Raw genomic sequence first — 24,569 nt, 5'->3', positions numbered from 1 at the left:
CTTGGTGCCACACTGGAATGTGACCCCGGCACCCAACGGGACCGGCAGCGGTTCGGGCATCGCGGACAGGCGAGCGGCGATGGTCTCCCGGGTCATCTCACCTTCCATACCCTCCAGCGCGCGCTGCAGTCCGAGCAATCCGACGTAAGCCGATGCGCCTTCCTCTGTGCCCTGGCCGTTGTACTTCTCGAGAGCCGCCTGGAAGATCGCGACATCCTCGTTGGTCGGATCCAGGGTGCGTGATGCCGCGATCGGACTGTCGGCGTATCCGCCGGGAATCTGGTCGCCGATTTCCTTGTCGCCGATGCACTGGGTGATCAGCATCGTCTCCTGACTGGCATTGAGCGTGCGCATCGCCTTCAGTGCAGCCGCGCAGAACGGCGCGTCTCCCAGGACGTGGAACATGTCGGGATCCTTCTCGAGGGCGGCCTGCACCTGTGAGGTCATGTCCGGGGTGCCGGGCGGTACCGCGACGAGATCCATTTCGACTCCGGCGTTTCCGAATGCCAGGGGCCCGAGCGCCTTGATCGGCAGGATCGCGGTAGGGCTGTCGATCGACAGGATGGCCACCCGGTCGTAGCCCTCTTCCTTGGCGTACGCGGCGGGTGTTCCCATGATCGGCGCGAGCAGGTTTCCGAGCACATACGTGTTCGGCAGCGACATCGACTGCTGTCCGCCGGCCACGGTCAGGTACGGCATTCCCGACGCCGAGGTGATACTCGCGAGTGCATCCGCGTTGGAGAACTCGCCGGTGACCACCGCCACCGCGTCGGACTGGACGAACTTGTTCCCGCATTCGCGGGCCGCACTCACCTGGAGCTGGTCCTCGCAGACATCGATCAGCTCGATCGGCCGGCCGTTGATGCCGCCGAGGTAGTCATTGATGTAGCCGACTGCCGCCTGCGCCGGCTTCAATTCGTTCACGTTGGTCACCGAGTTCTCACCCGTCCAGGCGAACGCGACCTTGAGTGGCTCACCGGTGGCACGATTCTCCGTGCCCAATACGGAAAGGTCGACGGTGGCCGAGTCGTCGGATGAACCGCTGTCGTCGCTCGAACAACTGGTGGCGACAAGCACCACTGCAAGTGCGGCGCAGGGCAACAGCGCCCACCGCTTCCTGGAAGAGAGTGACATTGATCGATCTCCTGTTTGTTGGTTGGGTTTTCGCAGTTCGTGGCTACGTGGAGAGGATGTGGTCGAAACCTGCTGATGCAAACTCAGTTTCGTTCGGGAGCGGTGACGACGTCACCTCCCAGATAGGCGGTTTCGAGCCGTTCGGGCGCCAGTCTCAATTCGGCTGCCGAGCCTCGCAGCGTGACCTCGCCATGCACCATCACAATCGCCTGATCGGCAACCTCCAGCGCCAACCGGACGTGCTGCTCGACAAGAATCACTGTCGCGCCGGTACTTTCGGCGATCCGACGGACCACCGGCAAGAGTCCCTCGACGATCACCGGGGCGAGTCCCATGCTCATCTCGTCGATGAGCAGGACCTTCGGCATCTGGACCAGAGCGCGTGCGATGGCCAGCATCTGCTGTTCGCCTCCGGACAGAGATCCGGCCGCCACCTGCCACCTCGGTTCCAGGGCCGGGAACAACTCCTTGATCTCCGCGACCGTGGGCCCGGCCTTGCGCCGCGCGATCGAGAGATGTTCCTGCACGGAAAGCGAACTGAACAACGCCCGACTGTCGGGCACCAGAACCAGACCCGCACGGTTGGCACTCACAGCGCGCCCGCTGGGCAACGCGTGACCGTCCACGGCCACCGAACCACCCAATCTCGGGAGCAAGCCTGCCAGGGTCATCATCAGCGTCGACTTGCCGGCGCCGTTCGGTCCGAGCACCGCGAGAACAGAACCGCTCGGCACATCCAGATCCAACTCGTGGATGATCTTCACCCTGCCGTGGCCTGCAATCAGACCGCTGACCTGAAGACTCATGTGACCGCCTCCCCGGCGAAGGTACTGCCGAGGTAGGCCTCGGTGACGGCGCGGTCGTTACGGATCTCTTCGGGTGTGCCCGCCGCGAGGGATCGCCCGAAGTTCAGGACCTCTATGTGGTCACAGATGCCGAGAACCAGACTCATGTCGTGCTCGACCAGAAGGATTGTCACCCCACTCGCCCGGATGGCACGCAAACGTTCACCGAGCCAATGGCTTTCGACGGTGTCCAGGCCGCCGGCCGGTTCGTCGACCAAAAGTACCTCGGGACGGCCTGCCAGCGCCCTGGCGATGGACACCAGCTGACGCTGGCCCTGCGAGAGTTCTCCGGCCCGCACCTCACAGACCTCGGCGAGCCCGAGCAGTTCGAAGATGTCGTCGATGTCGGTTGCCGCCCCGGTCGATCCGCCGGCCGGCCGGTCGGCCGACAGACCCACGAGAACGTTCTCGCGAACGCTGAGATCCTCGTAGAGGTCGATCGCCTGGAACGTTCGCGCCAGCCCACCACGGATGCGTAGGTGAGTCCGCTTGCCATCGATCCGGGTACCGTCCAGCGTGATGGTCCCGCTTGATCGTGCGAGTCCGCTGATCGCGTCGATCAACGTCGACTTTCCCGCGCCGTTGGGTCCGATGAGGCCGAGGATCGCGCCGCGCGGCACATCGAAGCTCACGTCGTCGATCGCCACAACCCCGCCGTAATGGACGCTGACGTGGCGCAATTCGAGTATCGGCTCCCCCAGGACAACCGGCTCGTCGACGGCTCCCGGAACGTCGGTGGTGACCACCGAACCGATCCGGCCGCGGTCGCCCTTGCTGCCGGCGCGTGCGATGGCGCGGTGCGCCGGACCGGTGAGGCCTTCGGGATTCATCAGGACAACAAGCACCAGCCCGATTCCCACGACCACCTGGTACCAATCGCCGCCGCTGTCGCCCATCAGGCGATCCATCGCGTAGAAGACCAACCCGCCCGCGCCGAGCAGGCCACTCAGCACACCTCCGGAAATCGAGGTGACACCCGCGAGATAGACGGTCGCGAACAGGGTCAGCCCGGCGATCGCCATGAAGGGCTGGAACGACACATTCGTCTGCTGGTACGCATAGAGACATCCGCCCAGACCCGCGATGAAGGCCCCGATTGCGAAGGCCAACAACTTCGTTCGGACCACATCCACACCCGACGCCGCTGCGGAACGCTCATTCGCGCGCACCGCGAGCATCCTGGTTCCGAGACGACTCCGGCGCAGGAAGGCCACACCGAGTGCCACGGCGACTAGGACGAACAGGCACAGCAGACCGAACTCGACCCGCGGATAGGTGTCGCCGACACCGATTCCCATGTCGTGCCCGAAGATCTTGGGGGACGGGACGTCGATACCCGTGGACCCGATGATGTCGGTGTTACGGAACCACATTGCCTCGATCGCGTAGGCCAGCGCCAGTGTCACCACCGCGACTGTCAGCCCGCGTATACGCAGCGCCGGCAGCCCGACCACAACGCCCAGCACCATCGCCGCGAACGCAGCCAGCAGTGGTGCGAACAGGAACGGGATCCCCCAGTCCGCGGTCATCGGTCCGACGAGGAACGCGGCGGCTCCCGCCAAGGCCAACTGCGCCAACGACACCTGTCCGGCATAGCCGGTGACGACCACCTGCGACAACCCGATGACACCGAGTATCAGACTGGTGATCAGCGCCGACCGCACGTCGCCCCCGAGTGCGATCAGCCCGACGGCAGCAACCGCTGTCGCAACGATGGTGGTCGACCACAATCGCCTGGGATACGGGGCATTTCCGAGTTCGGCAACGATGACCCCGCCCCGTGACGGCAGCGGTTTCGCCCACGCCACCAGAACGATCAGGATCAGGATGAGCGGGATGAACTCGACCAATCCGGTAGAGGGCAGCCAGTCGTAGACCCGCGGCAGGTAAGTGGCCTCGGACTGCAGCATTCCGATCGCGATGCCGGCCACCGCCGCACCGACGACCGAGGAGAATCGTCCGATGACGGCCGCGGCAAGAGCCGGGACGATGAACAGTGTGTACGCGGTCGGTGTGAGAGGCACGATCGGCGAGATCAGGATGCCGGCCAGTCCCGCCACGGCGGAACCGATCATCCAGTTGAGGGCCGCGATCCGGTCCGGGGAGACACCGCTGACGAAGGCGCCCTCCTCACTTTCCGCGGTTGCTCGGGTGAAGAGCCCGAACCGAGTGAATCGATACGCTGCCGCCACGGCGAGTGCGATCAGCAGCACTGTCATGCCGAAGTAGATCCGATCCGCAGGGATGCGGACGTCTCCGACGGTCCAGATCCCGCTCGGGAAAATGGCTTCGGCACCAACGGGATTCGTACCGACCTGTTGGACCGCGATCGCGACGAACACGATCATCAACGCGATCGAGGCGACTGCACGTGCGATCGGCGGCGCGTTTCGAAGCGGCCGAAAGATCAGGAGGTACAACACCAGTCCGAGGAGCGCACAGAAGACCACGGCAACAAGCGCAGACAACCAGAAACCCGGATCCGAACCCACGTCGACCGTCTTCGGAAAGCCGGGGATCAGGATGACCAGCTCGCCTTTCCGCAGAAATGCGTACATGTATGCCCCGTACAGGGCCATCGCACCGGTTGCGAAGTTCACCACGCCGGAGCTCCGGTAGATGACGACCAGCGCCACGGCGAGCGCGGCGAACACACCACCACCGCTGATCCCGAGGACAAGGAACTGCAAATGCTGTGTCATGGTCGGCTTCCTTCGGATCCCGGCCCCGAATCCGTTGGCACTCTTGGATTCGCTCTACATCTGGTGATCGTTTGATGCAGACCCCTCAATCGGGGACCTGTGATGTGCATTACAGTACCGTAGCAGGAACTGTAAGGACAATAGTTACGTTTTCAAGACATTCCGGCGGTGGCATTTCACCGTGGAACCGAAGACCAACCCAGGAGGCCGTGAGGCGTTGCATCCCACGATCTTTCGGAAGCCTCGCGCGACCGATCGCCCATTACGCCCGGCCACACTCCGAGTTCGGACAGAACCCGGATGCAGCATCCCCCGGGGGCGCCGACGGTGGCATACTGCAAACAGAACCCGGCACCACAACGCTGTTTCGCTACTGGGAAACGCCGGGCGAGATGCCGATGGCAGGCCGAGATGGATGTCACAATACGGATACCAAATGTCCAGCTCCACGTTCGGTAAGGTTTACAGTGTGACTTTCGAGTGGAGGTAGTCGGACATGGCGAAACAGAACGCACCAGAGAAACGTCAACGGCGCGAACGCGGGTCCATCGATCCGGACGACATCATCGAGGGCGCCTTCGAGTTGGCCGAAGAGGTCTCGATCGACAATCTGAGCATGCCGTTGCTCGGCAAACATCTGGGTGTCGGTGTCACCAGCATCTACTGGTATTTCCGCAAGAAGGACGACCTCCTGAATGCGATGACCGACCGCGCACTCAAGCGGTACGTGTTCGCCACACCGTTTCTCGAGGCCAGCGACTGGCGCGAGACCCTGAGCAGGCATGCCCATTCGATGCGAGAGACGTTCCTCGGCAACCCGATCCTGTGTGACCTCATCTTGATCAGGGCAAACCTGAGCCCGAAGGTTGCTCAGCTCGGTTCGCCACCGATCGAGTCAGCAGTGGCCAACCTGGTGGACGCCGGCCTTCCACTCGACGATGCCTTCGACACGTATTCGGCCGTCGCACTGCATGTCCGGGGATCAGTGGTGTTGGCGCGACTCCAGCAGAAGCAGAAGGCCGCTGATCCCGAATCGCGGGCCTACTACGAGCATCTGGTGATCACTCCGGAGACAACACCCAACCTCGCGGAAGGAATCAAGCGGGGCCACAGCGTCGGCGCACCCGACGACAAGAATTTCGACTACGGCCTCGACTGCATCCTCGATCACGCAAGTCGTCTCATCGAATCGAACGCGAAGGTCCAGAAGAAGCCGGCCGCGGCCCGCCGTGGTGGCAAGACCGCGGCGGCGCGCTAGTTGTTGTTCTTCCCCGGGCCGGTCGACTCAGCGGTCGCTCGTGGTCCGGGCCACGTGGAGGCCCTGTTCGGCGATGTAGCCGGTCAACCGGTTCTGGATGAACCTCGGCGCGAATCGTGCGATGGTCCAGCCGATTCGGGTCCTGCGCGGCGCCACGAGCCACGGTTCGTCGTCGACAACCGCAGTGAGGATCTCCGCGACGAGGCGTTCGGGTGAATACGCCCGCTTCGACTTCTCGGCACCGAGGAAGAAGTCACGGCCGGCGAAGTCGCCGACGGCTCCCTTGTCGAGGATCGGGGTATCCACCGCCGACGGGCAGATCACGGTGACACCGACGCCGAACCGGACGGCCTCGGACCGAAGGGCATTGGACAGACCGACAACGGCGAACTTCGTCGCGCAATAGCTGGTGAGCAACCCCGACGCCATCAGCCCCGCCGCCGACGCCGTGTTGATGATGTGCCCGCTCCTGGCCGCGATCATGTGCGGATACGCCGCGTGGACACCGTGGACAACACCGCGAAGATTGATGTCGATGATCTGGTTCCACTGTTCCAGGGTGAGCAGGTGGGTTTCGCCGCCGATGACGATCCCGGCGTTGTTGAACATCAGATCGAGCTTGCCCGAGCGCGCGACAACATCGTCCACCACACTTTGGACAGCCGCCGCATCTGTGACGTCGAGGGCAACCGCCTGTGCCGATCCCGGTCCGCTCACCTTCGACACCACGGCCTCCGCTGCGGCGAGATCGATGTCAGCGCACCAGACTTGGGCACCGACCCCGACGAGGGCCGCGGTGAGGGCGGCGCCTATCCCGGAGCCACCGCCGGTCACGATCGCGCTGCGGCCGCTGAAGCGTTCTACATGTTTCGCGTTCACATCAGCCTCTCGAGATGCTTCTGAATGTTCGGGTAGCGGAGCATGTGCGCACCGCCGTTGATGTCGAGGACCTCACCGGTGATCCATGCGGCCTGATCGGAACTGAGGTACACGGCGGCAGCCGCGATCTCTTCGGGTGTGCCGGCGCGGCCGAGTGGCGTGTTCTCCACGTAATCCTCGGTGACGCCCGGTACTCCCGAAATGCCCTCGGTCAGGGGCGTGATCACCAGGCCCGGGGCGATGGCGTTGACCCTGACCTGTCGCGGGGCCAGCTCGAGCGCGGCGACCTGGGTGAGCATCGACAGTCCCGCCTTGGCCGCGCAGTAGGCGGACAGGCCGGCTCCCGGCTGTCTGCCGTTGAGCGATGTCAGGGAGATCAGTGCGCCGCCGTCGGAGACCACCCGGCCGGCGTGCTTCAGGACGATGAAGGCGCCGACGAGATTGATGTCGACAACTCGACGCCATTCCTCGACGTCGTGGTCGACGATCGGCGACCAGCTGCTCAGTCCTGCCGTGTTGACAACAGTGTGGACGGACCCGTCCCGCTGCTTGACACCGTTGAACAACGCCTCGACACCCGCCTCGTCGGTGACGTCGACCGCTTCGCCGATCCCGCCGAACTGCGCGGCAACGGCTTTTGCGCCGGCCCCGTCACGATCCCCCACGGTGACGCGATATCCCTGCTCGTGCAAGGCAAGTGCCGTCGCCTTTCCCAGACCGGAGGCTCCGCCGATCACGACGGCCACGCGTTCACTCATCCCGAGATCCTCATTTCCCTACACCGCCCGACAGAATTGACGCCTGTCAATTCTGGCTTATAGTATGGCAGACAGTAACGCTTCTGATTGCGTTTCAGACAAGGATGCGGCCCATGCCCCCGAACTCGAACATTCCATCCACGGCGATCATCGGCGCCGGAATCGCCGGCCTGACAGCCGGAAAGATGCTCGGCGATTACGGTGTGCCGTACACGTGTTTCGAGACGTCCGACCGGATCGGGGGCAATTGGGCCTTCGGCAACCCGAACGGTCATTCGAGCGCGTACCGGTCACTGCACATCGACACCTCGAAGTACCGCCTGTCGTTCCAGGACTTCCCGATGCCCGACGAGTACCCCGACTTCCCACACCATTCGCAGATCAAGGCCTACCTCGACGAGTACGCCGACGCGTTCGGTCTGCTGGACACAATCGAATTCGAGAACGGTGTCGTCCGAGCCGAACATCGCGACGGCGGCGGGTGGAACCTACACACCCGCGATGGATCCGCCCGGGAGTTCGACTTTCTGGTGGTGGCCAACGGCCATCACTGGGACCCGCGCTATCCAGAGTTTCCGGGCACCTTCGCCGGGCAGACCATCCATTCGCATCACTACATCGATCCACTCGATCCGCTCGACCTGCACGGCAAACGCATCCTTGTTGTCGGCATCGGCAACAGCGCCGCCGACATCGCCGTCGAGGTGTCGTCGCGTGCGATGGAGAACACCGTGTACCTCTCGACCCGGTCCGGTTCGTGGATCGTTCCCAAGTACATGGCCGGGCGCCCCGTCGACAAGTACGGCGGCGCCATGCCATTCGTCCCGAAGAAGTTGCAGCGCAGGCTGATCAACAACTTCGCCGAGTTCATCTCCGGGAATCCGGAACAGTGGGGCCTGCCCCGGCCACAGCACCGTTTCATGGATGCGCACGGGACCCAGTCGGTCGAGTTGCCGCTCCGGCTCGGGTCGGGAGACGTGACCCCCAAACCGAACGTCAGCCTGCTCGACGGTGACACCGTCCATTTCGAAGACGGCACCTCCGCCGACTTCGACGTGATCATCTACGCCACCGGCTACAACATCACGTTCCCGTTCTTCGACCCCGAGTTCATCAGCGCCACCGGCAATCGCATCGGGCTCTACAAACGCATCCTGAAGCCGGGGCTCGACGATCTGGCCTTCGCCGGGTTCGCGCAGTCCGTACCGACCCTGTTCCCCTTCGTCGAATGCCAGTCGCGTCTGATCGCCGCCTACGCGGCCGGTCAGTACCGCCCGCCCGCCGTCGACGAGATGGAACAGATCATCACCGCGGACGAGCAGATGTACATCGGGCACGTTCTCGATCGGCCACGCCACACCCAGCAGGTGGACTTCTACGACTACGAGCGCCAGATGAGAGTTCAGGAACTCCCCGAAGGGCGAAGTCGTGCACTGGAATTCGGACCTGCGGTACACAGCCGGGTCCGGGTGTGAGCGAACCGGTCCCGGACCGCGCCGGCACCGACCGCGGCGACCGGAGCCGGCAGCGGCTCTTGGCGGCTCTCGACGACCTCCTGCGTGACGGCTCCCTCGAATCGATCAACATCGCGGAGATCTCCGAGCGCGCCGGCGTGACCCGGTCGGCGTTCTACTTCTACTTCGCCGGCAAGGCCGACGCCGTGGCGGCACTGTCGGCGCAGATGAACGACGAGGCGGCCGGCGCGGCACGGGATGTGTTCGAGATGCACGGTCCGCCGCGCGCCCGATTCGAGACGCTGATCCGCGGATTGGTCGCCGCCTGGTCCGACCACCGCTACCTGTATCGGGCCATGCTCGATGCGCGATACAGCAACGCGACCGTCCACGAACAGTTCGAGACCGGTCGCAGGGCGTTCATCAGGCCCCTCGCCGTGATGATCGACGCGGAACGGGCGGCGGGGACCGCGCCCGACGGGCCGGACAGTACGGCGTTGGCGACCGTTCTCCTCGAACTCAATGACCGCTCCATCGAATCGATCGCACGCGACGACGACCTCGATCTGGAGCAACGCATCACCACGCTCGTCACCATCTGGCTACGGGCGATCTACGGAACGGAGACCGAATAGTGCTCACCTCAAACACGTTTCAATCGCACGGTGTGGCACTGGACGCCTGGCATTTCCCTGCCGTCGACGATCGGCTCGCGACCGCCGCCGGGCGCCCCGGTGTGGTGATGGCACACGGATTCGCCGGAACCAAGGATTGCGGCCTGCAATCCTTCGCAGAGAAACTCGCCGCCGCCGGACTCGATGTCCTGGCCTTCGACTACCGCGGGTTCGGCGCGAGCGCAGGCGAGCCGCGGCAGGTCATCTCGCTCACCGGGCAGGTCGAGGACTACCGGGCCGCACTTCGAACCGCCGCGAACCTACCCGGCGTCGACCCCGATCGTCTGGTGCTGTGGGGGGTGTCGATGTCGGGGGGCCTGGTCCTCGAGGTCGCCGCCGGGCGCACCGACATCGCCGCCGTCATTGCCCTCACACCGTTGGTCTCGAGCACCGCCGACCGGCCGGCCCCGGTCGCGTCGCCGACCGCTCCGGACCAGCATCTGCCCCCTCACCGCGTTGCGACGACGGCACGTCTTCTGGCACAGGGCATTCGGGACAAGCGGGCGGCCGCCACCGGACGCGCCCGGGTACTGTTGCCCGCGGTCGGACGCCCGGGGGAGGTTGCGCTCCTCAACCTCCCCGGAACCTACCCCGACTATGCCTCGATCGCCGGACCGACCTGGCGCAACGAGGTGAACGCATCGATCGCCATCGACGCGATGCGCCACCGCCCGAACCGTTTTGCCAAGGATCTACGGGTCCCGATCCTGTTCCAGATCGCCGACTTCGACCGTTGCGTCTCGGTCAGCGCCGCGGTCAAGGCCGCGGTCGCGGCACGTGCACAGATCCGGCACTACCCCTGCGACCACTTCGACGTCTACCCGGGCAAGCCCTGGCACGAGGCGATCGCCGACCATCAGGCCCGGTTCCTGTCGATGACCCTCGCCCCGGCCGTCGTCCCCGGCTGAACCACAAAACCACATCGTCCAGCCACATCCACCTGTTGCAACGTGTGGTTGTGACTGGACGGTGTGGGTGTGTGAGGCGCGGTTGGTCAGATCTCGCGGTCGACGTGAAAGTGCTCGTCCCGCAACCGAAATGCCTCTTTGGTCCCGTGCTCGGCACGGGTCTTGACGAAGTTGAACTCGCCCGGTGCGAACTGCAGATTGGTACCGTAGGCATGAAAGAGATAGCTGGCCACCTCTTCTCCCTGATACGCCTGGCTCTGCTCGACCATCCGAAACGCCTCCTTTGCGATGACCACGCCGTCTGCCGGCATCTTGGCGGTCTTGCGCGCCCAGTACCGCGCTGACGCCTCGAGCTCCGTGGGTTCACAGGTCTCGGTGAAGACCCCCAGATGCTCCACCTCACCGGCGGTGATGATGTCACCGGTCAGCAACATCCGCCGCGCCAGCACCGGTCCCAGACGATGGAAGAACATGTGCAAACTCCCCAGCGCCGGGCCGAGGAAGCGGGTCGCCGGCATCCCGATCCTGGTGTCCCGCGCGATGACCGAGATGTCGCACATGAGCGCCATCTCGAAACCGCCGCCGAGCGCGAACCCACCGATCTCACCCACCGTGACCTTCGGGAACCCCATGAACTCGTGGTAGAAGCCGAATGACTTCCGGTCGACGGTGAGCCGGCGACGCTGACTCGGGCGACGATTCGCCGCGCGCGTCCCGTTTCCGGCCGCAGCGCCACCCTCGTCGCCGTACCAGCCGTACGCGTTGTTCATGTCCGCGCCCGTGCTGAACACACCTTCGGCTCCGCGCAGCAGCACCACCGTCAGGTCGTCGTCATCGGCGACCTTCTCGAGACAACGGGCCAGATCATCACGCATCACCGCGTCGTAGGAGTTGCGCCGCTCCGGATTGTTCAGCGTGATCGTGGCAATCCTGGTCTCTCGATCCACATCGAACAGGATCCGATCACCAACCACATTCGACGACGTCATCTCTCAATCTCCTTTTGATCCGAACCTGCGCTACAACACTTTTCATTCGTGCGACCGGCGCTTGCCGTATGTGCTCCCGGCGAGTTGTCCGGGCGGCGATGCCACCGTGACGACCTCGCCCCGGCAGAGAACTTCACCGTCCAGCAGCAACCGGGCGGTCGACTCGATGTTGCGCTCTTCGGTCGCGCGCGCGATATCGAACGTCAGCTCGGTCAGGATCGGTGTCGGGCGTCGATAGGTCGTGGTGAGGGACCGGGTCTTGCCCGACAGCCGCACGGCACAATTCTGGTGCTGCGTGACAGAGTCGAAGAACAGCGCCAGGAACCCGCCGTGTACCAGACCGGGCGGACCCTCGTACGGCACCGGAAACGTCACCGTGCCCGTGGCCGATTCGGCATCGAGGTGATCGAACCGGTACTCGGGGAAACAGGGGTTGAAGGAACCGATATCGGAGGCGTGGTCGAGATACAGCCGGCGTGTGTGGTCCTCGGCGAACGCCCCGATCCGGGGCGCGGCGTCCGACGGTGTCACCGACGCCAGTTCGCGCTGCCATTCCGCGCACCGGGCGATGACTGCGTCGGTCGCCGGGTGCTCGTGCTCGAGCGACAGCAGCGTACCGATCAGCTCCCGCACTGCCGCCGCGGCAGCCGCGGTCTGGGCGAGTGGCTTCTCCCCGAATCCACGCGCGGCGTCGCCGACACCGGCAATCGTCGAAGTCCGTTGCTCGTCGGGGGTCACTCCCCCACAATAGCAACCGTATGCCTTACCGTATAGCTCACCGCATTTTCAGCGCGCGTCACTCTCGCGGTAGGTCTTGATGATGGGCGCGAGTTCGGCGGGTGTCGCCCCGTGCAGGATCACCCGGTCGGCCCCGTACTCGAACTCCTTGCGGATGCGGTCGACGCACTGTTGCGACGATCCGGTGGCCGACGGTTCGAGCCATTCGTCGGGGATCAGCGTCGCGATGTGCTCGATCTGCTCGGCAGTGGCTTTGCCGTCAATCGCACCCGGGACCGACGTCACGACGGAATCCGCCCGAAAGCGCTCCAGCACCGCCGGATCCCAGCCGTTGGTCGACACCATCAGATCGCCATAGCCCTGCATGTAGGTGGCCAGTCGGGCGACGGTCTTCTTCAACCGCAACTCTTCGGGGAGGTGGTCGCCGACGGTGGCGAAGCACGACCACACCCGCACACTCGCCGGGTCCCGTCCCGCCTGCTCCGCAGCGTCTTTCACCGTCTTGACCGCACGCTGCAATGTCTCGGGGGTGAAGAAGGTGTGCAGGATGACGTCGTCGAACTCGCGGCCACCGAGCTTGAGGGTGTTGGGTCCGAAGGCGACGATCGCCAATCGGATGTCTTCGTCGAAGTCGCTGTCCAGGAACAAGACCGGATACTTTCCGATCGGTCCATCGTGGTTGATGATGGCCTCACCGTGCCACAGCCTGCGGGTGACCTGCGCCCAGTCCTCCATCTGCGCGGTGGTCACCGCCGGCACGCCGAATGCCGCGTACATGGCAGCGACGCCCCGTCCGATCCCCAAGGTGAATCGGCCTCCGGACATCCGGTGCATGGTGGTGCCCCACGATGCGGTGATCAGGGGATGGCGGGTATTGTGATTTGTTGCGGCAGTGGCGATCTGCATTCTTTCGGTCACCGCCAGTGCCGCACCGACGAGCGAGGAGGCCTCCTTGACATTCCATCGCTCCGAGATGAATCCGGTGCCGAATCCCAACTGCTCGCCTTGCCGGGCCTCCTCGACCAGCGTGGCGGGCCCCAGTCCGCCGGCCCCGGCCAGCAGGTAGTAGCCCAGCTCGTCGAGCATGCGTTCTGCATCGGTCATCTCCACACTCCTGGTTTGTATCCGGCGTTGTCGAGCTCGGCGATCTCCCCCTTGGCACACCTCGAGTGAGGCCTCACTGTTCCAGCAGCTTGCGTTCGCGCCTGCGCTGCCGCCGGTCGATGGTGAATTGCGCCGCCGCCCGGATCGAATCCGTGGTCGGCTGCGGAACCCAACCCAGTTCGCGGGTCGCCTTGCTGTGGTCGAGCGGCGAGACCTGTCGTAACAGGCTCACACTCACTGTGCTGAACGGGTAATCACGGCGGCGCAGCTTGCCGAACAACGTGGCGAGAACACCGGCGACCGTCAACGCCACCGGAGGGACCCCGTATTTCGGCCCCGGAACACCTCCCGCTTCGGCCGCCACCCCGTAGATCTCTTTCGCCGACATGAAGCTCTCCGAAATGATGTACCTCTCGCCGACCCGGCCTTTGGTCGAAGCCGCGATCATCGCCTCAGCGGCATCGTCGATACCCACCACCTCGGACCCGACGTTCTTGAGATAGAAGCGCATCTTTCCCAGAGCGGCAGCGGCGACCAGACTCCCATGGGGCGTCGGCGCCCAGTCGCCGGCTCCATAGGTGTTGGAGATGTTCAGGGCGATGGCGGGCAGACCACGATTGCGGACGTAGTCCATCACAAGATCTTCGGCCTGGCGGCGGGACTCGATATACGGACCGCCCTTGCCGGCCCAGTTGAACGGGGTGTCCTCGTTGACGGTCTCGCCCGGGCCGCCGATCGCGATGGCACCGATCGTGCTGCAGAACACGAACCGCTGCAGGTCCGATCCGATCGCGACATCGAGCACGCGGCGCAACCCCTCGACATTGGTCTCGAACAGCGGTGCCGGGTCGCGCAACCACGCCCTGGTATCGACGATGCAGTAGTAGACGACGTCGACCTCGGTCATTGCCCCGCGGATCGATTCGAGATCGTCGATGCCACCGTTGTGACGCCGGATGTCGAGGTCGTCGATCGCGCGCGTGTTGCTCGTCTCGCGCACGAGGACACTGACCTCTTCGCCCCGCTCGACAAGAAGCCTCGTCACCGTCGAACCGAGGAAACCACTCGCGCCCATCACCAACGCGCGTTGCCCAGCCACCTGCTGCACCACCTCTGACGCCGAACTTCGGGACATTGCTACTGGAATCTATACGGTATGTGCGGCGTCCCCAGGCGCGATCGGGATGTTGCGAACGCCGCACCCGTCCGAGGCACTGGCGCTAAGCGAGACTCACGGACATTCGCTTGATCCCGTGGACAAAACTACTGGTGAGATACTCCGGCTCACCGAGCGAGACATCGGGGACGCGCGTGAGCAACTCGTAGAAAAGGTGCCGCAGTTCCATCTTTGCCAGCTGAGCGCCCAGGCAGAAATGCGCGCCTCCCCCACCGAAGCCCACGTGGGGGTTGGGGGCGCGGGTGATGTCGAACTCGTAGGGACGATCGAACACCTCCTCGTCCCGGTTGGCCGAGCAGTAGAACAATCCGAGCTTCTCGCCGGCCGCGATCGGGGTGCCGGCCAACTCGGTGTCGACCAGGGCGTGGCGGGCGAACGAGACCACCGGGGTCGACCACCGGACGAATTCGTCTATGGCGGTGTTGATCCGGCCGTCGAAGTCGTCGAGCAGCCAGGCCCGCTGATCCGGATTCTCGACCAGGGCCTTGAACACGTGCGTGGTGGTCTGCTTGGTGGTGTCGTTGCCGGCGGAACCGAGCAGCACCATGAAGGATCCGATGTCGTTGTCGGACACCTTGTGTCCGTCGACCTCCGCGTTGACGATGCTCGTCATGAGATCCTCTCGAGGATCTTCTCGGCGGAGCTTGGCGAGCTCGATACCCGCGTTCTGGAGGATGCCGAGTTGGCCCATGACGTGCATCGCACGTTCCTCCAGTGACGCGTATTCGTCATCGCTACCGCTGAACAGGCTTTCCGCCGCGTAGGCGACCGCCTCCTGATCCTGCGGTTCGATACCGATCATGTCGGAGATGGTCTTCATCGGGAGTTTTGTCGAGCAGGCCGACACGAAGTCGAGCTCGTCCCCGGTCCGCAGGGCCACGAGCAGGTCGTCGACGACCTGTCGGGCGTTCTCCCGGATCTGACCTTCGATGCGCTTGACCTGTCGCGGCGTGAACGCGGAGCTGATCAGGCGCCGGTTGCGGGTGTGATCCGGCGGATCCATCGAGAGGAAATACGTTGTCATACGCTGGATTTCGGCGGGCATGGGATCGAGCGCGACACCGAGGCTGGATCCGAACACAGCGTTGTTCTGACTGACCTCGCGGATGTCTGTGTGCCGCGTGATCGCCCAGTAGCCGGTCTCCTCGTGTGGGAATACCGCGGAGGTCGGTGGTTGCCAACTCACGCCGGGCTCGGCCCGCAATTGGGCAAAGGTGTCGTCCCGCGATCGGAAATCGCCGCTGCGCCAGAAGGCTTCGGCCGAGACGTCGAGTCGATGGTAGGGATGCGGCGACGTGGGTGGGCTGTCGATGGTCATTGATTCCTCCGGGAGAGTTCTTGTCTGGGCCGCTGTCGCCCCGGGCCGAGGCGCTGCCGTGCGGGTCGTCCTACAACTGAACCGGCATACCCGCGGTGAGAGACGACAGGAAGCCACCGTCGACGTGGATGTCTTGTCCGTTGATCCAACCGGCGTCGCGGGATCCGAGGAACGAGATGACCGGGACGACGTCGTCCACGCGGGCATGTCTACCCACTGCCGCCTTCGCCATGTCGAGCGCGTCCTTGCCCATCGATGCCTCGAAATCGACCAGGATCGGCGTGTCGGTGGGACCGGGGCTCACTGTGTTGACCCTGACTCCATATTTCGTCCAGGCCGGGCCCGCAATTCGCTTGGCGAACAGGATCAATGCCTGCTTCGACGTGCTGTAGACCGGGTAGTTCGGGTCCTGTCCGGCCTGCCAGGTCACCACCGACTCGCGGTCGGTCGCGTCCAGCAGACCGGCGAGATCGCCGGCCCGCTGCTCCCAGCCGATGGCGGCGACGGAAGCGACCGCGACAACGGCACCTCCGTGGTTCATCAGCGCCAGGATCCCCTGGGTCATCAGACGCGCGCCCAGGTAGTTGACCAGCAGGACGTCGTCTGCCGGTGCGGTTCCGGGAACTCCCGCGACGTGCGCCAGCAGATCCCAGCCCGCGCCCATCTCGGTGAGCAGCGCCGTGATCGCGGCGGGGTCGCGCAGATCGACCAGGAGGTGTTGCGATGCCGGGGTCTCGTTCGGTCTGACATCCACTGCGAGAACGTGATCCCCACGCGCGTGGAAATGGGCTGCCGTGGCCGCGCCTATCCCCGATCCGGCTCCGACGACGACGACTCTTCGCTGCCCAGTATCCATGTTCGCCAGAATCCCATCGCTTGTGTCTTCAACTGTAAGTGAAACTGTAAACGCATATTGTGCGCCCGGCAAGAATCGCCCGGCGTCCACGCGTCGACACATTCCTCACGCCTGCGCCACCGGGACCCGATCCGGCCACAACTGGCCGAACTGTCCTGAGGTTGCCTATAGTATGGCTTACGGTAATCGGTATGGTGGGTGAGTCGACCGGACACACTCGCCGAAGTGACAGGGCAATCCTCGATCATTTCGCGCGCCCTAGGAGGATGCATTGACGAAGGCAGAGCTCGTATTCGACCCGTTCTCACAGGAGTTCTTCGACGGTTCGTACGACGTCTATCGGCGGATGCGCGAAGAGGCGCCGGTGTATTACAGCGAGGAATACGACTTCTACGCGCTCAGCCGTCATGCCGACGTGTCGTGGGGGCTCACCGATTTCGCCACGTTCTCGTCGTCGCGCGGGGTTGACCTGGCACAGGTGCGTACCGGGGGTATCGCCGAGCACAAGTCGATCATCGTGATGGACCCACCCGAGCATCGTCAGATGCGCGGACTCCTCAGCAAGGTGTTCACCCCGCGTGCGATCAGTTCCCTCGAACCGATGGTTGCCGAGCAGATCGATCGCTTCCTCGGGCAGGTGGACCCCGACGGATTCGACCTCGTCCAGGATTTCTCGGTGCTGTTCCCGGTGGAGGTCATCACCCGGATGCTCGGTGTCCCGGCCGAATCCCGTCAGCAGGTGCGGCTGTGGATCGATGAACTGCTGCACCGTGATCCGGGCCAGGTGGAGATGTCGGAGACCGGCATGGCAGCCGCGATCGAGTCCGCGATGCTCTACTACGGGCTCGCAAAGCAGCGGCGCGACAACCCACAGGACGACATGCTCACCAAGTTGGTCAACGCCGAGATCGAACGTGAAGACGGCGAGAGAACCGGGCTGGACAACATCGAGATCGCCAGTTTCGCAACGCTGTTGGGCGGTGCGGGCGCGGAGACCGTCGCAAAGCTGGTCGGCAATGCGGCAGTTGTGTTCGCGCGGAACCCGCAGCAGTGGGAACTGTTGCTCGCGGACCGCAGCAAGATCCCGGCCGCGGTCGAAGAACTCCTGCGATACGAGGCCCCGGCGCAGTACAACGTGCGCTACTCGCTCCGGGAGGTCCACCTCCACGGCGAGACCATTCCGGCGGGTAAGCCGGTCTTTCTCCTCGGCGGGTCGGCGAACCGCGACCCCGATGCCTTCACCGATCCGGACGTGTTCGACATCGACCGCGATCGAACGGAGGCGCAGAACCTCGCGTTCGGTTACGGGATCCACAGTTGTCTCGGAGCCGCGCTCGCGCGCATGGAAAGTGCTGTCGCGCTGGACAAGCTGCTCGACTTCATGCCCCGCTACACGGTGGACTGGGACGGCTGTGAGCGGGTGAGGATGCAGAACGTCGCGGGCTGGAGCAACGTACCGGTACGGGTTATTCGATGAGAGTAGAGGTGGACCTGGGCCTGTGCGAGAGCAACGGCATCTGTGCGGGCCTCATCCCGGAGGTGTTCCACCTCGGTGACGACGACAACCTCGAGGTCCTGTCTCCGGAAGTGACACCGGTGAACGAAACACAGATCCGGGAAGCGGTGAGGCAGTGTCCACGGCAGGCCATATCACTCGTCGAGTAGTCGGTGAAGCCGTGATGACCGGATCAGGTGGGGTCGAGGTTCAGGGTCTGCCGTGCCAGTGCGGCGATCAGGTCGGTCTGCGTGAGGATGCCGACGAGGATCGTTCCGTCCAGGACCGGTACCGCCTCGCCACCGTTCTGGGACAGCTCGGGTAGAAGAGCCGCGACCGGCGTCGACGGCGCCGCGATGGTCGGATCAACAGCCATGAGGTCCCTCGCCCTGAGCACCTCACCGCGACGATCCGCCCATCGCAACGTCGGCTTCCCGAACCCACCACGCGCTTCGGGGTCCTGGAGCCGGACGATCAGGTGGATTTGGTAGACGATCCCGAGAAACCTGCCACGGTCGCCGACCACCGGCAATGACGTGAACCCGTGCAGACGAAACAGTTCCGCGACGTCATCGAGTGTGGCTTCGGGCGCCACGGTGACGAGGTCGCGGGACATGACGTCGTCGGCCTTCAGCGGCCCGGCCCGGTGGGTGGCAGCCTGCATCTCTGCGGCCCCGATCAGGCGGGCGAGGTCGGCGACACCGAGGTTGAGGGTCTGTCGGTAGTGCTGCAGGATCCCGGCGAGTTCGTCTTCGCTCAGACCGAGCCGCTGCGCCGGTGGTGTCGCGGCGTCGAACTGCCGGAAGGGATAGTGCCTGCCGGTCGCACGTCCGTACAGGGCGGCGACGATCACGAGCAGTACGGTGCCGATCGCCACGGGTGCCAGTGCAAAACGAAATCCGAGCGCATCAACCACATCCGGCGACAGCGCGGCCGTCATCGCCACCGCACCGGCCGGAGGATGCACCGCGCGGGCCAGGATCATCGCGGCCACCGCCAGCCCGACAGCAAGCGCGATCCGCAGCGTGGTGTCGGACACCATCAGGGTGACGGCAACGCCGACCACCGCGGCCAGGGTGTTACCGACGATCGCCGGCCACGGTTGCGCCAACGGACTGCTGGGCGCCGCGAAGACCAGAACGGCCGTGGCACCAAATGGTGCGATCAGGTAGAGGCCAAGCTCAGAACTCTCGCCCGGCATGAGTAAGAACAGCACCCCGACCAGCCCCAGGCCCACCACCACACCGGCTCCGGCCCGCAGAAACTCTCGCGGCTGGCCAGGAGCGGTGGCCGGCCCCAGACTGCGCATCGTCGAACGAAATCGGACAGCCGTGGGACCGCTCACGCAGCGACCAGTACCCACTCTTTCGTTCCCTCCGCAACGGGTTTCACCCTCACCGTGCGGCTCTGTCAGAGTTGCCGCCTCCGCGCGTAGGTTACGCGAGTCCGGGCACCATTCATCACCGGCCTGGCCGCCAGGAACGCCGGCCGGGTCTGCAATCGTCGGCCGCGCCTGTCTCGCCCACGACCCGCCGGGCGATCATCGTGGCTTTCGGCCGCACGGTGGCACCCGCCCACCGAGTGCCACGTGCGAATTCTTCGCGATGCTGGCGTCCATACCGACGATGGTGATCTTTTCACTCGGCACCGGACGGGTGCGGGGACGTCCACCGACCGACGCACCCTGGCCGATGACCACGCGTTCGTCGATGATCGACCAGTCGACGGTCGCGGACGCCCTGATCACACTGTCGGCGAACACGACGGAATCGAAAACCCTGGCACCGCGCTCGACCACGACGCCGGGGCCGATGACACTGCGCCTGACCTCACCGAACACCCGAGCCCCACCGCTGATCATGCTGTCGGCCACGTGGGCACCGTCCGCGATCCGCGCCGCAGGACGCTGCGGTTGGCGGGTCAGGATCGGCCACCGCGAGTCGGCCAGATCGATGGTGCCGTCGATGAGGTCGCGGTGGGCCTGCATATAGGTCTCGGGGCGTCCCGCATCGATCCAGTAGCCGGGCATCCGGTGGGTGACCGTCCGGCCCCGTCCGACAAACCACGGCACGAGGTGCTCTCCGAAATCGCCCAAGCCGGTGTCGCCGTCATCGGATCCGTCATGGGTACGAGAGATCAGTTCCTCCAACGCTTCCACGAGGATCTCGGGGTCGTAGACAAAGATCTCGGCCGCGATGACGGTGGTTGTGGGCCGCTGCGGCTTGTACGCGAATCCGGTAACGGTGCCGTCGGCGCGGGCGGTCACCGTGGCATGTGCGCTCGCCTCCTCACGCGGACAGGTGGTGGTGACGATTGTGCATTCGGCGCCTGCGTCGCGATGTGTCCGCAGAGCATCTTCGAGATCGAACGAGTAGACGTGGTCGGCGCTCATGACGATCACCACTTCCGGCGCCCGATCCGCGATCTGGCCGCGGATCCGATAGAGAAGATCTGCGTTACCGGTTGCGAATCCGTCCTCGGTGTCGTGGTCGCTCGTCTGCTGCGGAAGCACGAACCGGAGACCACCGGTGGTGCGGTCGAGGTCCCATGGACGGCCTCCCGCGACCTGTTCGAGCAGCGAGTGTGCTTCGTACTGAACGCACAACCAGACTTCGTCGATGCCACTGCGGTGCAGAGTCGACAGGGGGAAGTCGATCAACTGGTAATTCCCGCCGAACGGCAGTGCAGGTTTGGCCCGACTCTCGGTCAGCACATCCATCCGGGAACCCTTGCCGCCGGCCTGTACGATCGCCACCACTTCAGATCTGCTCATGGAGGTGAGTGTGCCCGCAATGTCCGGATCCGACACGTTCCGCCTGTACGTCGGAGATACCTCGACCCCGCAGCGCCGACACCCGGCGAGGGTGACCCGCAACTAACGATCGGCGAAAGGGTCGTTGTCCGGATCGGTCTGCGGCTCGTACTCGATGAGTGCGGCTGCATGCTGCGCGGTCTCTGTGTCCACGAGGTCGGCGATCAGTGCGGCGGTCATGTCGATGCCGGCCGCCACCCCCGACGACGTCCAGCGGTCGCGGTCCTGCACCCAGCGGGCACGGCGCTCCCAGGTGACCGAGTTGCCCTGTGTCTCAACCCAGTCGAATGATCGCTTGTTCGACGTTGCCCGATATCCGTCGAGCAGTCCGGCTGCGGCGAGGATTGCCGAACCGGTACACACGGACGTCACCAGGTTCGCGCCGGCCACGTACGTGCGCAACTTCTCGAGGTACTGGTTGTCGCCCACCAGCGTTCGTGAGCCGATACCACCGGGGACCATGACGATGTCGGGAGTCGCTGCACCGACGAAACCGGCAGTCGCCTCCACCCTCGTCCCCTGCGAACTCGCGACGAGGCCGGCCTCGGCCGCCACCATCGTGACCCGGAACTGCTCAGGCAACACACTGAGGATTTCAACAGGTCCGAAGACATCGAGCAATTCGAAGCCGTCGAACAGCACCACCGATACTTCGCGCATCAGGTGACGTCTGCACCCCGACGCGGCGGGCACGCGTCGAGCCAGGTGTTCTCGGCCTCGTCGAAAACCCTGGAGCGCGCGAGGAAACGCACTCCTTCGGGCGCTTCGAGACTGAAGCCGGCTCCACGCCCGGGTACCACGTCCAGGATCAGTTGAGTGTGTTTCCACAGCTCGTATTGGTCGCCCTGGATCCATACCCTTACCGCCGGCAACAGTGCCGGCAGCGCGATCTCACCGAGCAGCACATCACGACTGCCCACACGAAACTCGCCTTCCGGGTAGCACATTGGGGCGCTTCCGTCGCAACATCCACCCGACTGGTGGATCATGAGGCCGCCGTGGAGCTCCGACAACTTGGTCAAGAGCTCCACGGCGGAGTCTGTTGCGACGACTCTGTCTGCGGGAGTCATCTGTGTTCACCTTCTCGATGAAATAGCTTGTAACGCTTGGGGATGGAGCTGGATCAGAAGAATCCCTTGGCATCCTGAGCGTAACCCACCAGCAGGTTCTTGGTCTGCTGGTAGTGCTCGAGCATCATCAGGTGGTTCTCGCGGCCGATACCGGACTGCTTGTAACCGCCGAACGCCGCGTGCGCCGGGTAGTCGTGGTAGGTGTTGGTCCACACACGACCGGCCTGGATCTCACGTCCCGCGCGGTAGGCCGTGGCACCGTCACGCGTCCACACACCGGCACCGAGTCCGTAGAGCGTGTCGTTGGCGATCGACATCGCGTCGGAGTAGTCGGAGAACTTCGTCACCGACAGCACCGGACCGAAGATCTCCTCCTGGAAGATCCGCATCCGGTTGGTTCCGGCGAAGATGGTCGGCTGGATGTAGTAGCCGCCGGCGAGATCGCCGTCGAGAGAGACCGTTTCACCACCGGTCAGAACCTTGGCGCCCTCCTCCTTGCCGATCGCGAGGTACGAGGCGATCTTCTCGAACTGATCGTTCGACGCCTGCGCACCCATCATCGTGTCGGTGTCGAGCGGGTTGCCCTGCTTGATCTTCTTGGTCCGCTCGACGGCGAGGTCCACGAAGTCGTCGTAGATCGACTCCTGGATCAGCGCGCGGCTCGGGCAGGTGCACACCTCGCCCTGGTTGAGGGCGAACATCGTGAAGCCTTCGAGCGCACGATTACGGAAGCCGTCGTCCTGCGCCATCACGTCGGCGAAGAAGATATTGGGGCTCTTGCCGCCGAGTTCCAGCGTCACCGGGATGATGTTCTCCGAGGCGTACTGCATGATCAGGCGGCCCGTGGTGGTCTCACCGGTGAAGGCGATCTTGCGGATCCGGTTGCTCGATGCCAGCGGCTTGCCGGCCTCGACGCCAAACCCGTTGACAACGTTCAGGACTCCGGCGGGGAGCAGATCTTTGATCAGTTCCATGAGGAACAGGATCGAGGCAGGTGTCTGCTCGGCCGGCTTGAGGACCACCGCGTTGCCGGCGGCGAGCGCCGGTGCGAGCTTCCAGACCGCCATCAGAATCGGGAAGTTCCACGGGATGATCTGTCCGACAACACCGAGCGGCTCATGGAAGTGGTACGCCACGGTGTCTTCGTCGATCTGCGAGAGCGAACCCTGCTGGGCGCGCAGTGCGCCGGCGAAGTAGCGGAAGTGATCAATCGCGAGGGGGATGTCGGCGGCGAGGGTCTCGCGAACAGCCTTACCGTTGTCCCAGGCCTCGGCGACGGCGATCTTCTCGAGGTTCTCTTCCATCCGGTCCGCGATGCGGAGCAGGGCCAGTGAACGCTCGGCGACCGAGGTCTTGCCCCACAACGGAGCAGCCTTGTGGGCCGCGTCCAGCGCGAGGTCGATGTCTTCGGAGGTCGACCGGGCAACCTCACAGAAGGTCTTGCCGTTGACCGGCGACGGGTTCTCGAAGTACTGGCCCTTGACCGGCGGCGTCCACTGGCCACCGATCCAATTCTCGTACCGTGATTCGTAGTTCATCACGGCGCCGGGTGTTCCGGGGTTGGCATAAACGGTCATTCTGAGCTCCTCTTCGCCTCGTTGCCTCTCGGTGACCGACCCGCAGCGGTCGGTCCCTTGTGACCTGAACCACACACTACGAGCGGCGCAGTTGCATCAAAGTTGCAATGAGGATCGTCGGTGGTCAGAGGACGCCTGATCCGGGGATGGGCGCTAATGTCTAACTCGTGATCCGGCACTCCGCGCGCACCGAATGCTGGGGGTTCGCCATCGGGTCGGCGCTCTTCGCACTGGGCTCTGCACCCGGGTTCGCGGAGTGGGCCGGATCGACGGTGGCCAACAGCTCCTTCTTTGTCGGTTCGTGGTTCTTCACGTTCGCGGCGTTTGTCCAGCTGCAGCTGTGCGGCCCGTTCCGAAGCAAGGCCGATCCCATCGCCGGATCACAGCGGGTCGGACGGGAAGTCCACCGCTCCGAATGGTTGTCGGCCGCGGTGCAGTTCTTCGGGACCATCGCCTTCAACATCAGCACCGGCGCGGCCCTGGTGGTGCATTCGATCGCCGACATCGACCACTACAGCTGGCGTCCGGATGTCTACGGGTCGATCGCCTTCCTCGTCAGCTCGGCACTCGCGGTGTACGCCACCGACCTCTACCGGCGCCGCGACGAGCCCGACGCACCCGGCTGGTCGGCGACCGTGCTGAACACCATCGGCTCGATCGCCTTCGGCTTCTCCGCCGTCGGCGCGTACGTCGATGCCTCCGGAGATGTCCTCAAACCGCTGCTCAGTCAGGGCGGGACCTTTGTCGGTGCGCTGTGTTTCCTGGTCGCGTCCCTGATCTCTTTGCCCCGACGGGCAGACGTCCCCGCAGCGTGACGGTCC

Annotated in this window: 23 protein-coding genes; 7 read left to right on the top strand and 16 right to left on the bottom strand. The window is 64.5% G+C overall.

Features of this window, described 5'->3' with window-relative positions; all coding sequences use genetic code 11:
* The 3 genes from VIQ49_RS15955 to VIQ49_RS15945 all read right to left on the bottom strand — a co-directional run.
* Nucleotides 1-1,134: ABC transporter substrate-binding protein (locus VIQ49_RS15955; RefSeq protein WP_331886321.1), on the bottom strand; the 1,134-nt coding region annotated here is incomplete at its 3' end.
* Nucleotides 1,135-1,217: 83 nt separating this feature from the next.
* Nucleotides 1,218-1,940 (bottom strand): ABC transporter ATP-binding protein, encoded by a 723-nt coding sequence (locus tag VIQ49_RS15950; protein ID WP_331886319.1) that lies wholly within the window; start codon nucleotides 1,938-1,940, stop codon nucleotides 1,218-1,220.
* The gene (locus VIQ49_RS15945; protein ID WP_331886317.1) at nucleotides 1,937-4,681 is read right to left on the bottom strand and encodes a branched-chain amino acid ABC transporter permease/ATP-binding protein; all 2,745 of its coding nucleotides are present in this window, start codon (nucleotides 4,679-4,681) and stop codon (nucleotides 1,937-1,939) included. Before VIQ49_RS15945 ends, VIQ49_RS15950 begins: the two co-directional genes overlap by 4 nt.
* A 496-nt stretch (nucleotides 4,682-5,177) precedes the next feature.
* Here VIQ49_RS15945 and VIQ49_RS15940 point away from each other — a divergent pair, with 496 nt between their 5' ends.
* The gene (locus tag VIQ49_RS15940; protein WP_331886315.1) at nucleotides 5,178-5,939 is read left to right on the top strand and encodes a TetR/AcrR family transcriptional regulator; all 762 of its coding nucleotides are present in this window, start codon (nucleotides 5,178-5,180) and stop codon (nucleotides 5,937-5,939) included.
* 27 nt (nucleotides 5,940-5,966) lie between these two features.
* On the opposite strand, the gene VIQ49_RS15935 is transcribed toward VIQ49_RS15940, so the two are convergent.
* On the bottom strand, nucleotides 5,967-6,818 hold the full coding sequence (locus VIQ49_RS15935) for an SDR family oxidoreductase (RefSeq protein ID WP_331886313.1): 852 nt from the start codon (nucleotides 6,816-6,818) through the stop codon (nucleotides 5,967-5,969).
* On the bottom strand, nucleotides 6,815-7,576 hold the full coding sequence (locus VIQ49_RS15930) for an SDR family NAD(P)-dependent oxidoreductase (protein ID WP_331886311.1): 762 nt from the start codon (nucleotides 7,574-7,576) through the stop codon (nucleotides 6,815-6,817). Before VIQ49_RS15930 ends, VIQ49_RS15935 begins: the two co-directional genes overlap by 4 nt.
* 113 nt (nucleotides 7,577-7,689) lie before the next feature.
* Here VIQ49_RS15930 and VIQ49_RS15925 point away from each other — a divergent pair, with 113 nt between their 5' ends.
* The 3 genes from VIQ49_RS15925 to VIQ49_RS15915 are packed head-to-tail and all read left to right on the top strand — an operon-like array spanning nucleotide 7,690 to nucleotide 10,612.
* Complete coding sequence (locus VIQ49_RS15925; RefSeq protein ID WP_331886309.1) at nucleotides 7,690-9,051, top strand: flavin-containing monooxygenase; 1,362 nt, start codon at nucleotides 7,690-7,692, stop codon at nucleotides 9,049-9,051.
* Nucleotides 9,048-9,665 (top strand): TetR/AcrR family transcriptional regulator, encoded by a 618-nt coding sequence (locus VIQ49_RS15920; protein ID WP_331886307.1) that lies wholly within the window; start codon nucleotides 9,048-9,050, stop codon nucleotides 9,663-9,665. The genes VIQ49_RS15925 and VIQ49_RS15920 overlap by 4 nt, the downstream gene beginning before the upstream one ends.
* The gene (locus tag VIQ49_RS15915) at nucleotides 9,665-10,612 is read left to right on the top strand and encodes an alpha/beta hydrolase (protein ID WP_414731643.1); all 948 of its coding nucleotides are present in this window, start codon (nucleotides 9,665-9,667) and stop codon (nucleotides 10,610-10,612) included. The genes VIQ49_RS15920 and VIQ49_RS15915 overlap by 1 nt, the downstream gene beginning before the upstream one ends.
* An 86-nt stretch (nucleotides 10,613-10,698) precedes the next feature.
* On the opposite strand, the gene VIQ49_RS15910 is transcribed toward VIQ49_RS15915, so the two are convergent.
* From VIQ49_RS15910 to VIQ49_RS15885, 6 genes are all read right to left on the bottom strand, one after another.
* Nucleotides 10,699-11,601, bottom strand: a complete 903-nt coding sequence (locus VIQ49_RS15910; protein ID WP_331886303.1) for an enoyl-CoA hydratase/isomerase family protein — start codon at nucleotides 11,599-11,601, stop codon at nucleotides 10,699-10,701.
* A gap of 42 nt (nucleotides 11,602-11,643) precedes the next feature.
* Complete coding sequence (locus VIQ49_RS15905; protein ID WP_331886301.1) at nucleotides 11,644-12,339, bottom strand: hypothetical protein; 696 nt, start codon at nucleotides 12,337-12,339, stop codon at nucleotides 11,644-11,646.
* Nucleotides 12,340-12,387: 48 nt separating this feature from the next.
* Complete coding sequence (locus tag VIQ49_RS15900) at nucleotides 12,388-13,443, bottom strand: TIGR03857 family LLM class F420-dependent oxidoreductase (RefSeq protein WP_331886299.1); 1,056 nt, start codon at nucleotides 13,441-13,443, stop codon at nucleotides 12,388-12,390.
* Nucleotides 13,444-13,516: 73 nt separating this feature from the next.
* Complete coding sequence (locus VIQ49_RS15895; RefSeq protein WP_331886297.1) at nucleotides 13,517-14,542, bottom strand: NAD-dependent epimerase/dehydratase family protein; 1,026 nt, start codon at nucleotides 14,540-14,542, stop codon at nucleotides 13,517-13,519.
* A gap of 121 nt (nucleotides 14,543-14,663) precedes the next feature.
* Entirely contained in the window at nucleotides 14,664-15,938 is a 1,275-nt protein-coding gene (locus tag VIQ49_RS15890; RefSeq protein WP_331886295.1) for a cytochrome P450, read from the bottom strand.
* Nucleotides 15,939-16,008: 70 nt separating this feature from the next.
* Complete coding sequence (locus VIQ49_RS15885) at nucleotides 16,009-16,794, bottom strand: SDR family oxidoreductase (protein WP_331886293.1); 786 nt, start codon at nucleotides 16,792-16,794, stop codon at nucleotides 16,009-16,011.
* 271 nt (nucleotides 16,795-17,065) lie between these two features.
* Between VIQ49_RS15885 and VIQ49_RS15880 the strand changes: the two genes are divergently transcribed.
* Complete coding sequence (locus tag VIQ49_RS15880; protein WP_331886291.1) at nucleotides 17,066-18,271, top strand: cytochrome P450; 1,206 nt, start codon at nucleotides 17,066-17,068, stop codon at nucleotides 18,269-18,271.
* Entirely contained in the window at nucleotides 18,268-18,459 is a 192-nt protein-coding gene (locus VIQ49_RS15875) for a ferredoxin (RefSeq protein WP_331886289.1), read from the top strand. The genes VIQ49_RS15880 and VIQ49_RS15875 overlap by 4 nt, the downstream gene beginning before the upstream one ends.
* A gap of 23 nt (nucleotides 18,460-18,482) precedes the next feature.
* On the opposite strand, the gene VIQ49_RS15870 is transcribed toward VIQ49_RS15875, so the two are convergent.
* From VIQ49_RS15870 to VIQ49_RS15850, 5 genes are all read right to left on the bottom strand, one after another.
* The gene (locus VIQ49_RS15870; RefSeq protein WP_331886287.1) at nucleotides 18,483-19,598 is read right to left on the bottom strand and encodes an HPP family protein; all 1,116 of its coding nucleotides are present in this window, start codon (nucleotides 19,596-19,598) and stop codon (nucleotides 18,483-18,485) included.
* A gap of 231 nt (nucleotides 19,599-19,829) precedes the next feature.
* Nucleotides 19,830-21,062, bottom strand: a complete 1,233-nt coding sequence (locus tag VIQ49_RS15865; protein WP_331886285.1) for a glucose-1-phosphate adenylyltransferase family protein — start codon at nucleotides 21,060-21,062, stop codon at nucleotides 19,830-19,832.
* A 102-nt stretch (nucleotides 21,063-21,164) separates the two neighbouring features.
* Nucleotides 21,165-21,761, bottom strand: a complete 597-nt coding sequence (locus VIQ49_RS15860; RefSeq protein WP_331886283.1) for a DJ-1/PfpI family protein — start codon at nucleotides 21,759-21,761, stop codon at nucleotides 21,165-21,167.
* Complete coding sequence (locus VIQ49_RS15855) at nucleotides 21,761-22,171, bottom strand: DUF779 domain-containing protein (RefSeq protein ID WP_331886281.1); 411 nt, start codon at nucleotides 22,169-22,171, stop codon at nucleotides 21,761-21,763. Before VIQ49_RS15855 ends, VIQ49_RS15860 begins: the two co-directional genes overlap by 1 nt.
* Before the next feature lie 53 nt (nucleotides 22,172-22,224).
* The gene (locus VIQ49_RS15850; protein ID WP_331886279.1) at nucleotides 22,225-23,748 is read right to left on the bottom strand and encodes an aldehyde dehydrogenase family protein; all 1,524 of its coding nucleotides are present in this window, start codon (nucleotides 23,746-23,748) and stop codon (nucleotides 22,225-22,227) included.
* Between the two features lie 167 nt (nucleotides 23,749-23,915).
* Between VIQ49_RS15850 and VIQ49_RS15845 the strand changes: the two genes are divergently transcribed.
* Nucleotides 23,916-24,563 (top strand): hypothetical protein, encoded by a 648-nt coding sequence (locus tag VIQ49_RS15845; protein WP_331886277.1) that lies wholly within the window; start codon nucleotides 23,916-23,918, stop codon nucleotides 24,561-24,563.
* Nucleotides 24,564-24,569: the final 6 nt, after the last annotated feature.

Origin of the sequence: Williamsia sp. (assembly GCF_036566845.1) — a bacterium.
Lineage (GTDB): Bacteria > Actinomycetota > Actinomycetes > Mycobacteriales > Mycobacteriaceae > Williamsia.
Note: the sequence above shows the minus strand (reverse complement) of the source record. Positions and strands in the feature narration are given on the sequence as shown.